The organism is Actinoplanes solisilvae (genome assembly GCF_003999975.1).
GTDB classification, from domain to species: Bacteria; Actinomycetota; Actinomycetes; order Mycobacteriales; family Micromonosporaceae; genus Actinoplanes; species Actinoplanes solisilvae.
On record NZ_RJAC01000003.1, the window covers coordinates 23602 to 37779 of the forward strand.

Annotated in this window: 10 protein-coding genes and 1 pseudogene; 9 read left to right on the top strand and 2 right to left on the bottom strand. The window is 68.9% G+C overall.

The window, feature by feature from the left end; genetic code table 11:
* The first annotated feature begins 149 nt into the window (after positions 1–149).
* Positions 150–1898, top strand: coding sequence for an aminotransferase class V-fold PLP-dependent enzyme (locus EER30_RS11105; RefSeq protein WP_127500309.1), 1749 nt, complete (start codon positions 150–152; stop codon positions 1896–1898).
* A gap of 57 nt (positions 1899–1955) precedes the next feature.
* On the opposite strand, the gene EER30_RS11110 is transcribed toward EER30_RS11105, so the two are convergent.
* Entirely contained in the window at positions 1956–2459 is a 504-nt protein-coding gene (locus EER30_RS11110; protein WP_127500310.1) for a methyltransferase family protein, read from the bottom strand.
* Positions 2460–2971: 512 nt separating this feature from the next.
* On the opposite strand from EER30_RS11110, the pseudogene EER30_RS11115 reads away from it, so the two are divergent.
* The 4 genes and pseudogenes from EER30_RS11115 to EER30_RS11125 all read left to right on the top strand — a co-directional run.
* Positions 2972–4864 (top strand): annotated as a pseudogene (locus tag EER30_RS11115) (heavy metal translocating P-type ATPase); the annotation flags it as partial.
* A gap of 27 nt (positions 4865–4891) precedes the next feature.
* On the top strand, positions 4892–5335 hold the full coding sequence (locus EER30_RS49900; protein ID WP_432417532.1) for a hemerythrin domain-containing protein: 444 nt from the start codon (positions 4892–4894) through the stop codon (positions 5333–5335).
* Entirely contained in the window at positions 5332–6015 is a 684-nt protein-coding gene (locus EER30_RS11120; protein ID WP_127500312.1) for a hypothetical protein, read from the top strand. Before EER30_RS49900 ends, EER30_RS11120 begins: the two co-directional genes overlap by 4 nt.
* Before the next feature lie 80 nt (positions 6016–6095).
* Positions 6096–6719 carry an alkaline phosphatase D family protein gene (locus EER30_RS11125; protein WP_164842282.1) on the top strand — a complete coding sequence of 208 codons (624 nt, stop codon included), beginning with the start codon at positions 6096–6098 and terminating at the stop codon, positions 6717–6719.
* 832 nt (positions 6720–7551) lie between these two features.
* Here the strand turns inward: EER30_RS11125 and EER30_RS11130 are convergent.
* On the bottom strand, positions 7552–8700 hold the full coding sequence (locus EER30_RS11130; RefSeq protein ID WP_205650182.1) for an amidohydrolase family protein: 1149 nt from the start codon (positions 8698–8700) through the stop codon (positions 7552–7554).
* Positions 8701–9484: 784 nt separating this feature from the next.
* On the opposite strand from EER30_RS11130, the gene EER30_RS11135 reads away from it, so the two are divergent.
* The 4 genes from EER30_RS11135 to EER30_RS11150 all read left to right on the top strand — a co-directional run bounded on the left by EER30_RS11135 (position 9485) and on the right by EER30_RS11150 (position 14158).
* Positions 9485–9685 carry a hypothetical protein gene (locus EER30_RS11135; RefSeq protein WP_127500314.1) on the top strand — a complete coding sequence of 67 codons (201 nt, stop codon included), beginning with the start codon at positions 9485–9487 and terminating at the stop codon, positions 9683–9685.
* 30 nt (positions 9686–9715) lie between these two features.
* A complete protein-coding gene (locus EER30_RS11140) occupies positions 9716–11860 on the top strand; it encodes an MMPL family transporter (RefSeq protein WP_127500315.1) in 2145 nt (714 codons plus the stop codon).
* Positions 11861–12498: 638 nt separating this feature from the next.
* Positions 12499–13554: an SEC-C metal-binding domain-containing protein gene (locus tag EER30_RS11145; protein WP_127500316.1), complete on the top strand. Its 1056-nt coding sequence runs from the start codon at positions 12499–12501 to the stop codon at positions 13552–13554.
* Positions 13547–14158, top strand: coding sequence for a hypothetical protein (locus tag EER30_RS11150; protein ID WP_127500317.1), 612 nt, complete (start codon positions 13547–13549; stop codon positions 14156–14158). Before EER30_RS11145 ends, EER30_RS11150 begins: the two co-directional genes overlap by 8 nt.
* Positions 14159–14178 lie beyond the last annotated feature (20 nt).

Below are 14178 nucleotides of genomic sequence, written 5' to 3' on the forward strand. Positions count from 1 at the left end.
GAAGCCGATGATGAGAGAGGACCAACGGCCCTTCCGGCGGTACCCCGGCGGGTATTTGATAAGTGGGCTGGTGTCGCATCGCACCGTGCACGACAACCTGACCACTGACTGGCGCCCCCATTGATCCGATTTGACCGAGGACGGCTGCGATGACGACATCGGTGACACAGCCGGAGACCAGACGGCCCGCGCTTCTGATCGAGCGGATCCGGGCCGGGATCATCGGCGAAGGTCAGATCCTCGACGGCCCGTACGGACCGCGCCGGATCACTTACGCCGATTACACCGCCTCCGGCCGCTCGCTGGACTTCATCGAGGACGCCATCCGCGAGTACGTGCTGCCCCAGTACGCCAACACTCACACCGAGTCCTCCGGCACCGGCCTCGCCACCGGCCGGCTGCGCGAGGACGCGCGGCGCATCATTCACGACGCCGTCGGCGGGACCGACGAGCACGTGGTCATCTTCTGCGGCTCCGGCGCCACCGCCGCGATCAACAAACTCGTCGGCATCCTGGAACTGAGGCTGCCCGAGGGCCCCACCCGCCGGTACGGACTGCTGGACCGGATCCCGGACCAGCAACGGCCGGTGGTGTTCGTCGGCCCCTACGAGCACCACTCCAACGAATTGCCGTGGCGCGAGACCTACGCCGACGTGGTCGAGATCGGTGCCGACCCGGACGGACGCCTCGACCTCGCCGACCTCACCACCCAGCTCGTACGGTACGCCGACCGGCCGCTACGCGTCGGCAGCTTCTCCGCAGCCTCCAACGTCACCGGCATCCTGACCGACACCGGCCCGATCGCGGCACTGCTGCATCAGCACGGGGCACTGTCGTTCTGGGACTATGCGGCGGCCGCGCCGTACGTGCCGATCCGGATGGCCGAATCCGTGCCGGGCGCCGGTGACGACAAGGACGCGGTGTTCCTGTCCCCGCACAAGTTCATCGGCGGCCCGCAGACACCGGGCGTCCTGGTCGTGCGACGTGACCTGGTCCGCAACCGGGTGCCCACCGCGCCCGGCGGCGGCACGGTCGCGTTCGTCGACCCGGTCGAGCACCGGTATCTCGATGATCCGGTCACCCGGGAAGAAGGCGGCACCCCGGCCATCGTCGAGTCGATCCGGGCCGGCCTCGTCGTCGCCCTCAAACAGGCTGTCGGCACCGACCTCATCGAAGCCCGCGAACAGCGGCTGTGGCGGCGAGCGCGGCACCGCTGGGCGGCCGACCCGCACATCGAGGTTCTCGGCAGCCTGCAGGCGCGGAGGCTGCCGATCGTGTCGCTACGGCTGCGCCACGGCTCGAAGTACCTGCACCACAACTTCGTGGTCGCGCTGCTCAACGACCTGCTCGGTGTTCAGGCCCGCGGCGGCTGCTCCTGCGCCGGCCCGTACGGCCATCGCCTGCTCGCCATCGACCCGGAACAGTCGCACGCGTTGGGCGACGAGATCGGCCACGGCTGCGAGGGCATCAAACCCGGCTGGGTCCGGATCAACTTCAACTACTTCATCTCCGACACCGTCGCCGACTACCTCACCGACGCCGTCGCCCTCATCGCCGCCGTCGGCCACCGGCTGCTCGTCGACTACCGGTTCGATCCACACACCGGCCTATGGCGGCACCGGCACGCCGCAACGGCAACGCTGCACTTGGCCGACCTGCACTACAACGCCGCCGGCGCTCTGACCGGCCCCGCACGCCGGCCTGCCGCCGGCGAGGAGGTCCTCGGCGGCTATCTACGCCAAGCCGCAGAGGTGATGGAGGACCACGCCGACGACCTCGACGACGGACCCACTGGCCTGCCGACGGATTTCGAGACACTGCGCTGGTTCCACCTGCCACCGATCTGCCTCGACCACGCCGAGCCCACTGCCCCGCCTCATGCCCGCACCGCGCTCTGAAGCGGGCACCGGACCCCTTCCTCACCAGCCTGCACTGTCAGCGATTTTCCTGTCCGTTCAGGTGCGGCCGGTGTGTCGCCGGGAAAGGCAACGGCGCGGGTCGGGGACCAGTCGCGGGGTGCGGGCCGCATAGTCACGGTAGCCGGGGAAACGGGCAGCCAGCTTGCGCTCCTCCAAGCGGGTCTTGCCCCACAGCAGGACCAGCAATCCCAACCACACCCAGACCCGGGTCAACCGGCCGCCGAGCAGCACCACCGCGGCGCCGCCGAGCAGCAGACCGGTGTAGATCGGGTGACGTACATACGCGTATGCGCCGGTCGTACGTAGCTGGGCGGCGGACGACGGCAACGGCGACGCGGTCAGCCCGGACCCGAGGCGTACCGCTGCGGCGCCCGCGAACACCGCCGCGATCGCGATCACCACGACGGCGGTCACCGCCGGCCAGCCGGTCACCGACCAGACCCGTTCACCCGGAACCCACACCAACCCGGCCAGCAACACCATTTGCAGAGCCACCAGCGACCACGCCGCAAGCTGCTCCGTCCGCGGAGATGTGTCCATTCACCCTCCCGCCAGTTCGACTGCCGCGCGGCGATCCCTCTCGACCAGCATGCACCTCCGCACATGTCCTACCGCATCCTGCCGGGGTCAGGGGAAGCCGCGGGCCGGTGGGTTTCGTGCATGCGGACCCAGGCGAGCAGGCCGGCGGCGTCGGTCAGGGCATCGACATCGGCGGTGGCGGTGCGACGCCGAAGGCATCGGCGAGGACCTGCCGCCAGCTCGCCGATCGAAGCCGCCGTCACGGCGGGCCACCAATTCCTGCCGTCGGCAAGCACGTCCCGCAAGCCGAGGAGTGAACACCATCACTGTTACCGGCATCGCCGAAGAAGCAGATCGCCGACGTCGGCGTGCCCGAGGTGCCAGAGTTCCTGGAGCAGATCGTCGTCTCCGGCGGCCACCTGTGGGCCTGCCGGATGTCCGCTGCGACCCGCGGACAGGTCGACGGCTGCCGGCCCAGCGACGCAAGGGGTGTCGTTGTCTGGGTCTTGCGGCCCTGCCGGTGGCCCCGGGAGATGTCCGACCGTAGAGGTGAACCGGTGGACACGGGGCCTGTCGGGTGGCGTGGGGAGGACGGTATGCGACGGTGGTGGCAGCGACGGGAGCAAGTGTTGTTCGTCGCGACGCTGTTGCTGTTGCTGATCGGCTCGGTTGCCGCTGCGATGGAGGCCACGAGCGTGGCGGAAGCGGTGTGGAGCGCTGCGACCTTGCTCGGCCTGGGGTACTCGACGGCATCGCTGGTCGTGGCGGCGCGGCGGCGGGAGGCGAGCGTCGACCTGATCGCGTGGCTGGCGCTGGCGGGTGCGTTGTGGGTCGGCGAGGCCCTCGCGGGTGCGGTGATCGCGGTCATGCTGGCCAGCGGTGTGCTGCTGGAGGCGCGGGCCGCGGCCCGGGCACGACGCGAACTCAGCGCCCTGGTGGCGAGGGCGCCGCGTACCGCCCGGCGAGACACGGCGTCCGGGCCGGTCGAGGTGCCGGTCGCCGAGGTGGTGATCGGTGACCGGCTCGTGGTCGGCTCCGGCGAGATCGTGCCGGTCGACGGACGATTGCTCGGCCCGGCGGTGCTGGACGAGTCGGCGCTGACGGGTGAACCACTGCCGGTGGAGCGCCGGACCGGCGAGGACGTCCGCAGCGGAGTGGTGAACGCGGGTGGGCCGGTGCGCCTGACGGCCACCGCGACGGCCGAGGCGTCGACCTACGCCGGCGTCGTACGCCTGGTGGAGCAGGCGCAGGCGGCGAGCGCGCCGTTCGTGCGGATCGCGGACCGTTTCGCGGTGGCGTTCGTCCCGGTGACGCTGCTGCTGGCCGGCGCGGCCTGGGCGGTCACCGGTGATCCGGTACGGGCGGTGGCGGTGCTGGTGGTGGCCACGCCGTGCCCGTTGCTGCTGGCCGTGCCCATCGCGATCATGTCGGGGATCTCCCGGGCGGCCCGCATCGGTGTCATCGTCAAGGGCGGCGGCGCCCTGGAACGGCTGGCAGCGGGCCGGGTCATGCTGTTCGACAAGACCGGCACGTTGACCGCCGGGCGGCCGGTCCTCACCGATGTGGTGACTCCCGCGAACGAGCCGCTGCCGGCCGACGAGGTGCTGCGCCTCGCGGCGAGCCTGGACCAGAGCTCCGCCCACGTGCTGGCCGGCGCCATCGTCACCGCCGCCGACGTCCGCGGCCTGCGGCTGGCGCCGCCGGACGGGGTCCAGGAGCGCCACGGCTACGGGGTGCAGGGCCTGGTGGACGGCCACCTGGTCCGCCTGGGCAAGGCGGCATGGATCGTCCCCGGTCCGATGCCGGCGTGGATGCGCCACGCCCGTAGACGGGCCGCGCTCGACGGCTCGCTGACGGTGTTCGCGGCGATCGACGACGTACCGTCCGGCGTGCTGTTGCTGGAGGATCCGGTACGGCCGCAGGCGCCTCGCATGGTCCGAGCGCTGCGCCGGGCCGGGATCGATCGCGTCGTGCTGGTGACCGGGGACCGTGCCGACACGGCGGAGGCCGTGGGACGTGTCGTCGGGGTCGACGCGGTGCACGCCGACTGCGACCCCGGCGACAAGCTGGCCCTGGTCCGGGCCGAGCAGCGGCTGGCGCCGACCGTCATGGTCGGCGACGGCATCAACGACGCGCCGGCGCTGGCGGCGGCGGGGGTCGGCGTCGCTCTGGCGGCCCGCGGGGCGACCGCGTCGGCCGAGGCCGCCGACGTGGTGCTCACCGTCGACCGGATCGACGCGCTGGCCGACGCCATCCTCATCGCGCGACGCTGCCGCGTAATCGCGGTGGTGGCGGTCCTGGCCGGGATGGGTCTGTCGGCTGCGGCGATGCTCGTGGCGGCAGCCGGACACCTGCCCCCGGCCGCCGGCGCGCTGCTACAGGAAGGCATCGACGTCGCCGCCATCGCCATCGCCTTGACCGCACTGCTGCCCGGGCGGTCGCACACCGTGGCGATGAACGCCGCTGACATCGCCACGGCCCGGCGTTTGTACGCCGAGCATCGCGAGGTGGGCCCGCTGGTCGAGCAGGTGCGCACCGTCGCCGACGCGTTGAACCTGCCGCCGTACGACCTGGGGCCGGTCCGCGCGCTGCTGGACGACCTCGAGGTGCGGCTGCTCGCGCACGAACGCGCCGAGGAGGCCGAGCTGTTGCCGATCATGGCCCGGGCGCTCGGCGGGGCCGAGTCGACGAGTGGGCTCAGCCGCACCCACGCCGAGATCGACCACCAGATCGGACGCCTGCGCCGGACCGTGGACGATCTCGTCGAGCAGGCGGACGCCGAGGACGTCACCGACGTACGGCGGCTGCTCTACGGGCTCTCTGCGATCCTGCGGCTGCACAACGCCCAGGAAGAGGAAGGTGCGTTCAGTCTCCTCCCCGATCCGCAGGCGCCATGATCAGGTTGGTTGCCTCCTCCCGGCGTGCCGTCCGGCGCGCGAGCCGGATCTGGCTGCTGCTGACCATCGGGGTCTTCGCCGTGCTCGCGGTGATGGTCGGGATCTCGCGTAACCCCGAGGGTGAGGGTTTCGCCACCTGGGCGGAGCTGCCGGCCCAGCTGGTCCTGCTCGGCGTGGCGCTGGTGGGATGGCTGCTGCCGCGTCGCCGGCAGGGCATCGCGGCGGTGCTGGTGGCTGTGGCCGGCAACGGTCTGGGCGTACTCGCGGCTCTGGCCTACTACCCGGCGGTCAGCGTCCTGGTGCTCGCGGTGTTCCTGCTGCCGGCGGCGGGTCTGTGGCTGGGGTGGCAGCACGATCGAACGGGACGGCAGGTGACCGCCCTCGCCGTCACGACAGTGGTGCTGCTCGCGGGTGCCTGGGCCGGAGCCTCGAGCGTCCACACCCGCTGGTTCGGCCCGGCTCACCCGGTGTCGTCGCAGACCGCACTGCCGGTCGACCGGGTGGTGTGGGCCTGGGCCGGGGCGGTGACCACCACGTCGGCGACTGTCGTCGCCGAGGTGGTCCGGCCCGCCCTTAGCGCCCGGCTGGTGCTGACCTCGGACCGGCGCGGCGCCGGTCGTTCGACCGCCGCCGCGGCCGTCGGCGGCGACGGCCTCGTCCGCTCCGGGCCACCGAGCTGAGACCTGACACCACCTACCGGTACGTCGTCGAGGTCGATGCGACGGCCGACCACGGCAACCCGTCACGCAACGACGTCACCGTGTTCGGCGATCTCTACCGGCGGACCCTGACCGCGCCGGCCCAGGCCGCCCTGTACCGGTCCGTCCCCGTCGCCTACGTCTGGGACGACCACGACTACGGCCCCAACAATGCCGACGGCGCACGGCAACTGGCCTGGTTGGAACGGGAACTAGTCGTCGCCGGGCGCAGCCATGCCGTCGTGGTGTGGGTCAACCCGGATCCGTGGATCGCCGCACCGGCGGACGGCGCCGACGACTGGGGCGGCTACCCGCGGGAGCGGCGCGCGATCGCCGATGTCATAGCGGGCGCCCGGATCGACAATCTGATCATGGTCTCCGGTGACGCGCACATGGTGGCGCTCGACGACGGCAGCCACAGTGGATACAGCGGGTCCGGCCACCCGGGCTTCCCGGTGCTGCAGGCTGGGGCACTGGACCGGCCCGGCAGTGTCAAGGGAGGCCCGTACAGCCACGGCACGTTCCCTGGCGGCGGGCAGTTCGGCACCATCACGGTCACCGATGATGCTGCCGCGTCGCGGGGCGGGGTCGAGCTGACCGGTCGTACCTGGCGCAACCAGGTGCTCGTCTCGTACCGGACCAACTTTCCGGCACCGCCGGCCTCGCCGGGGCCCCTACCCGGTTGAGGGTTTCCCCACGGTCCTGTCTGCACGGGCCGTCTGCCCCTGTGTGTTGACGACCATGACGATGAGGATGAAGTGGTGAGCATTCGCGTTGTCGACCGCGCACCGGGTGATTTTAGTAATGACGCCCGTATTGGTGTGAACTCAGGGTCATTGCGTTGTCGGGCAACTGCCCGGGTCACCGCGGCGGCGAAGCCGTGTGATCGCCGGTTGGCTTAGCGGATGGCGCGGCGCCGGTCGCACACTCTTCCACCGCGGTCCGTGCGCGCTGGCCAGCGGTGAGGTGACATCTGGATTTGGGCGCCCGGGTCCAGTGACCACCCTTGACGCGGATGGTGGTAGATCGATGACTTGTAATGACGGCTCCGCCGTACTGCATGGTGTCGAGTGTCGCGGCGAAGTCGCCTACGGAGCCGGCGGTCGCATAGTCGACCCGGTCCAGGGGTCCCGACCGGGCGGTGATCGTGTCGCGGACCGCCGTGGGCAGGTGTTCCCAGAGGTGCCGGGCCAAGGTGCTCTCCGTCCACACGTCGGTGCCGGGGCCCAGCGTACGGTCCCAGGCACCTACGTGTGCGGATCAGCGGGTGGGGCTGTCGGTGCAAGAAGCCGTCCGAGCTTTCACCTAGGGAGAGCGCCAGGGCCCTGACACCATCACGACTTTGCTGGGGCCTTGGCTGCGACCCCTTCACATTCGGGTCGCCTCCAGCTGCGAACCCCGTTCGATTTTTGAAGAGCCTGTATGAGACCGCGTTATGGGGCGGCCGCACATCGCATACTTCGGCCGTACTCTCGCCTTACAGCAAATCATTCTTTCACTCCGGCCGACGCCGGCGCGTCACTTCACGGGCACTTTCATTCGGAACAGTTTCTCTGCATTTCGGAACGCGATCTTTTCCTTGTCTTCGCGTGGTAGATCGACTCCGCGGAACCAGTCGGTCTGCGCCTTTATGTCCGCGAACGGGTAGTCGGTTGCGAACATCACCCGATCCACGCTTATGAACTGCAGCAGGAGATCGAGCAGTTCGGTCTGGGGGAATGCGCTGGTTGTGACCCAGAAGTTGTCCTGGAAGTATTGCGCGAAGGGCTTCTCAAGCGAGTTCTCGGTCGCCTCGCCCATGTCTTCGAGGATCCGCTTGTAGTAGAAGGGAAGACCTTCGCCCATGTGGCCGATGATGATTTTCAGTTTGGGGAATCTGTCGAAAACCCCGTACGTGATCATCCGAATGCATTGGGTCAGCACCTCCTGGTGCCAGCCATATCCAGACCCACTGAAAATGTAGTCTTGGAGCCCTTCCGTGTATTTAGACCGTGTGGTGCTGTAGTAGATCTTGAAGACCTCGTCAGCTGGATAGCCGGGATGCAGGTAGATCGGCACATCGAGAGCGACGGCACGTGCCAGCACAGGCTCGAAATCGGGATGATCGAGATACTTCTTCGTGATATGTCCGTTGGTCAGTGCGCCCAAGAAGCCATCTTCCTCAACCGAGCGTTCCAGTTCGTCCGCCGCCGCCACCGGGCTTTGCAAGGGCAAGGTGGCGAAAGCCTTAAAGCGGCCCGGATATTTGGCGATTGGCCCTTCCGCAAGTTGCCGGTTAAGACGATAGGCAAGGTCGATGCCCCTTTGCCCAGGGACGTTTTGTACGGACGGTGTATGAGCAGAGAGGATTTGAACGTTGAGTCCCCCCGCGTCCATATCGCCGATGCGGCGTTCGCCTAGATCCGCAAGACCGATTTCCTCAAGGAACGCGATGTGATCCTTATTGATGGAGTTCATCTTCATCAACGCGGGAGTCGAAAAGGTCTCCTCCGCGCCGATGAAGGGGAGGTCCCGGTCTCGCAATACAATGTCCGAATTCGTGTCCGGAGTTGTGTCCGGAGTCTTGTTCCCGTCCGCTGCAGAAGCGACGGCATACGTGGACAAGCCGGCACCAGCGCCAAGTGCCGTGGCAGCGGCTAGAAAGCCGCGGCGTCCCATGGACTTCATGTCAGTCTCTCTTCAGGTGTTTGTGTGGTGTGGTATCCGTACGGCATCCGTCTGCGAGATGCTTCAGTTCGACCCTTCGTCGTTACCAGGCGCGCCCAGGTGTCCACCCACTCCGCGTCCCCGCGTCGACCTCGGCGCCGGCCGCGCCGGTTCCGCCGAAACACTGCCGGCCGAAACCGGGGGTCTTCGCGTCCTGCGTGCGCGCCGCGGCAGCACCGACCGGCGGCACCGTGAGTAACCGCTCGCCGGCGCGCGGCGGCTGTGGGGGAGCTGACGACCCGCCCGCGTGCGCTGTGCGGGCCAGCCGCGCTGGGCCCTGCGCTGTTGTCGGCGTGTGACCCGCAGGCGGCGACAGGGGACGCCGTCGCCACCGACATGGTGGTCGCCCCCAGCCTTAATCGCCTGGGCGGCGCTTTCCCTGACGGCGCTGCGTTGACTGCCATCAATAGCCTCCTGCATACGAGTTGCCTCGCTTATCGAGCGGCTACTTCGTACCGAGCGAACCTGAGACGAACGTTAAATTCGGCCGCTCAGGCCGGTTGGCCGAACCTGAGCCACCCCCGCTTTGGCGGAGCTCGTCGTATGTGGCGTTGAATCGTGGCCGCATCGACATCGACCGGCTGCGTACTGCTCTGGCGGCGGTGGGGGTCCCACGGCGCCGCGGGCGGCCGAATCGTGCTCGCGGTAGACGTGGCGTGCTGACCGACGAGCGTCATCTGGTCGGTGGCCGGGTGCTCGAGTCAGGCTCGGGGATGCTGCGGCGACGGACATATCTGGATTCGGCGTGACCCGTGGCGGGTTGCCGGTCGGCATCCAGATCATCGGCCCGTACCTGGAGTACCGGACGGTCACCGACGTCGCTCGGCGGCTTGCCGACCTCGTCGGCGGTTTCCAACCCCCGCGGGCGTTCGTAGCCGCCAATGGCCTGAGCGGCGATATTAATGATCGTCTCAGATTCGCTCGGTACGAAGTGGCCGTCAAATAAGCGAGGTAACCCGTATGCAGGAGGCTATTGATGTCAGTCAACGCAGCGCCGCCCAGGAAAGCGCCGCCCGGCCGGTTGGCCGGCCGGTGGGTGCCGTGGCTGGTGATCGGCTTGTGGCTGGCGCTGGCGGCGGTCATGGTGCCGCTGAGCGGAAAGTTGAGCTCGGTCACCACCGACAGGGCCGTGGACCTCCTGCCGGCCAGCGCCGAGTCCACCAAGGTGGCGGTGCTGGAGGACCTTCTGCCCGGCGGTGAGGACAACACGTTCGTCTTCGTGTACCACCGCGCCGGCGTCATGACCGACGCCGACCGCGCGACGGTCGAGCGCCACTACAACACCCTTGCCAAGCGGTACCCGCCGAAGACGGCGGAGGCCGACGAGGAGGACGAGGGCCCGGCGACGAGACTTTCCACCGACGGCCAGGCGATGGTGTTCACCCTTGACGTGAGCACGACCTACGGCCCACCGGAGGACCTCGTCGGCCCGTTGCGTGACGCCGCGAAGGACCGCCCCGCCGGCCTGGAACTCGACGTGACCGGCCCGGCCGCGATCGACGGCGACCTGGACGCCATCTTCGACGGCATCGACCTGCAGGTCTTCCTCACCACCGTCATCGTCGTCACGCTGCTGCTGATCCTCACCTACCGCAGCCCGGTGCTGTGGTTGATCCCGCTGATGGCCGTGGGCGCGGCCGCACTGACTGCGATGGCCTCCGTCTACCTGCTCGTCAAGGGCTTCGGCATCGTGGTCAACAACCAGAACTCGGCGCTGCTGACGATCCTGGTGTTCGGCGTCGGCACGGACTACGCGCTGCTGCTCATCGCTCGATATCGGGAGGCACTGCACCACCACGAGAACGTCCGGGTCGCGATGGTCCACGCGCTGCGCGGCGCGGCGCCGGCCATCGTCGCGTCCGCGGCCACCGTGGTCGCCGGCCTGCTCTGCCTGCTCGTCGCCGACCTGAACAGCACCAGCGGGCTGGGCCCGATCGGCGCGGCCGGCATCCTGTGCGCGCTCGTGGCCATGCTGACGCTGTTCCCGGCGGTGCTCGTGGTGCTCGGCAGGCGAATCTTCTGGCCGGCCATCCCGCGGTTCAGCACGGCCGCGCAGGACAAGCCGGGGCTGTGGGAACGGCTCGGCGCTACCATCAGCCGCCGCCGGTGGGTCGCCACGCTCGGCTCGCTCGGCATCCTCGGCGTGCTCGCCATCGGTCTGACGGGCAACACCGGCGCCCTGCGGGAGCAGGACCAGTTCCTGTCCGCACCGGAGTCCGTCACCGGCTTCACCGTCTTGCGCCAGCACTTCCCGGAACTCGGCGGCCAGCCGATGACGATCTACACGCGGCCGGCGTACCAGTTGCGGGTGCTCAACGTCGTCAAGGGCACCCCCGGCGTGGCCCAGGCCGTCCCGGGTGAGACCAAGGGTGGCTGGGCCGACATCTCCGTGTTCCCGACCGACGCGCCGGACACCGCCGCGGAGTACGACACGATCAAGCGGGTACGCACCGCCGTGCACGCGGTGAACGGGGCAGAGGCGATCGTCGGCGGGCCGAGCGCGGAGAACCTCGACACCGAGGTGACCACCAGCCGCGACGAGAAGCGGGTGATCCCGCTGGTGCTCGCCGTCGTCCTGATCATCCTCGGGCTGCTGCTGCGCGCGATCGTGGCCCCGCTGATCCTGATGGCCACCGTGATCGTCTCGTTCGCGGCGGCCTTCGGCGGCAGCGTGTTCGTCTTCGACACGATCCTCGGATTCAAAGGTATCGACTATTCGGTGCCGCTGCTGGCATTCCTGTTCCTGGTGGCACTCGGCGTCGACTACAACATTTTCCTGGCCAGCCGGGCCCGGGAGGAGACCGTGCGCCTCGGCACCCGGGAGGGCATGCTGAAGGCCCTGTCGGCCACCGGCGGCGTCATCACCTCGGCCGGGCTGGTCCTGGCGGCCACGTTCGCAGTCCTCGCCACACTTCCGCTGGTGATGCTGATCGAGGTCGGGTTCCTGGTCGCCTTCGGCGTGCTGCTCGACGCCCTGCTGGTGCGCTCGGTCCTGGTGCCCGCCCTCACCCTGCTGATCGGCCGGCGGATCTGGTGGCCGAGCCGGCTGTCCCGGCCGGTGGAGCCGCCGGACCGTCAACAACCGTTCGTGGACGATGAGGAGCCCGCGCTGCAACGCTGAGCGCGGCGGCACGGACGAGATCCGGGACGGGGACCCAGGCCCGTCCCGGATCTTTCATGGGCCCGACCGGTCGCCACCCAACGCATCACCTCCCGCCCACCCCGGGCGGCGGTGATCACCACGTTCTGAATCAGGACCCGCTGCAACACCCGACCTCCGGCAATTGCGCCGGCCCCGCGCGTACGGTTTACGCCGGGATTCCGGCGGATCTTCGTAGTCAGTTCGCACTCAACAGCTCTTGTGCCTTCTCTCGGTGTCCGACTCCTGTCGGGGATTCCTGGTTGAGCAGGGCGTTCAAGGTTGGAGTGATTGAATCTCGACGTGACTGGTCTCCTTGTCGATCACGGCGAACGTCGATGCATTACATCCTCCTATGTGGATGATCACGACACCGCCATGACACGAACGCCGGTACGGTGATCTTCGCCTGGGTTCGCCGGTCCTGTCCGGGGCCGGTGATTCCATGATCGTGGTTGCTCGTGAGGTTCGGAAGTTGGCTGCGGGTGTCCCGGGTTGTCCGCAGTAGTCTCGGCCCTGGTTGATCCGCCTGTCGGCGGGTCGGGAACGGCCGTGATCGTCAGGCGGGGATCACGGCCCGGTGCACGCGTGCCCGGCGCCTGCTGCAGCATGATGGTCTGATGCCGGTGAACCACCAGTCCGAGGTTGAACGTGTCGAACGGCAGCTTGCGTCGGCGATGGCCGCGCGTCCGCGTGACGACGGCGCCTACCTGGCCGCGTTGCAGGACGCTGTCGCGCTCACCCGTACCGACATGGACGCTGCCGAGGTGTTCTACCTCCCGGAACTGCTCGACGATCTGGCGCAGGCCTACGCCGATACCGGCCGGTTCGACGAGGCGTTGCTGACGATCCGCGAGGCTGTGGACGCCGGCTTGGAGGGGCAGCCCGACAGCCGATGCCGGATCGCGGAAATCTTGATGCGGGCCGGACGCGTCGGCGACGCCGAACCGATCTGGACCCAGGTCAGGGCCGAAACCCCCGGCGACGTGTGGCTGTTCAACAACGCCGGCCTCGAGTACGCCGCTGTCGGTGACCACGCCACCGCCCTGGCCTGGCTGACCGACGGGATGCGTATCGCTCTGGACAGCGGCGACCCCGAACGGCTCATCCCTCAGCTCATCGACCTGCGCCGGACGAGTATGACCCAGCTGAACATGGAAGCCGATGACCTGCAGGCCCGTGCGGCGGACTTCCACTCCGAACGGGAACGCGATTCCCGGCAGCGGATCCTGCGTACCGCGGCACCGGCGGCCGTGGCCAACTATCGCGCCGCAGCTGTCCCGATGCCGGTGGCGTGGTCGTGGTTCCCCGCCGACGAGTACGACGAAGCGCTCGCCCGATGGCCGGTGCTGACCGAACCCGGCGAGGCGGCTGCCGGCGGGCGATCGCATGCCGAGTACTGCCGGGCCATGCAGGTCAAACTCGCCGAGGCCACCGAGGCCGGGATGGCCCGGGTCAGCATCGCCCCGATCCGGGTCGGCGCCTTGCTGGCCTGGTGCGCCGAACGCGGCGAGAACCCCGGCGAGGCTCGGGCCGCCTACGCTGCCGACCTTGCCCGGACCCGTCCCGAGCAGCTGATCTCCTGGCCGCCGGGACGTAACGAGCCATGCTGGTGCGGTTCGGCCCGCAAGTACAAGAAGTGCTGCGGCGCACCCCGGACCGGCAACCATGGCTGAACCCGCCGATGCTCTCGTCGTGGAGGCGGCGCTGGCCGACCTGGCCCGCATCGACGCGGACAAGGCCGCCGCGGCTCGGGCCGGTTTCGACTCGTTGACCTGGGGCGAAGGGCTCGCCGCTGTCACCGGGCATGCTCTGGCCGACTTCCTGTGGTACCAGCTGCCGACGAAATGGATGTGCGACCTCGACGAGAAACAGCAGGTCGCTGCTGCTCTCGGCGAGCTGTTCCACCGGTTGGGCCGCACCCGGTACGCCGACATGTGCGGCTCGGCCGCCACTGCCGACATCCTGGCCGTCTACGAACACGACGGCGGCACGGCCGGATTCAAGGCCTACCGGTCCGCGCTGGCGGCCACCGGACTGCAACCACCCGACCTGCCCGGCGTGCTCGAGTGGGGATCGGTCATGGGCAGCGACGAGGCCAGTGCCTACGCGTCGGCGTCGCTGGCGCTGGAACACGCCATCGACAACGGCGAGCTGCGACCCGGCCAGCCGGGCTGGCGCAAAGCCGCCGACCAGACCACTCGCGCCTTCCTAAACAGTTCCCGCGACGGCATACCCGGCAGGACGGGGATCAGATCCCGCTGTTGGAGCTTCTGTTGACCGGCATCAACTTGTAGCTG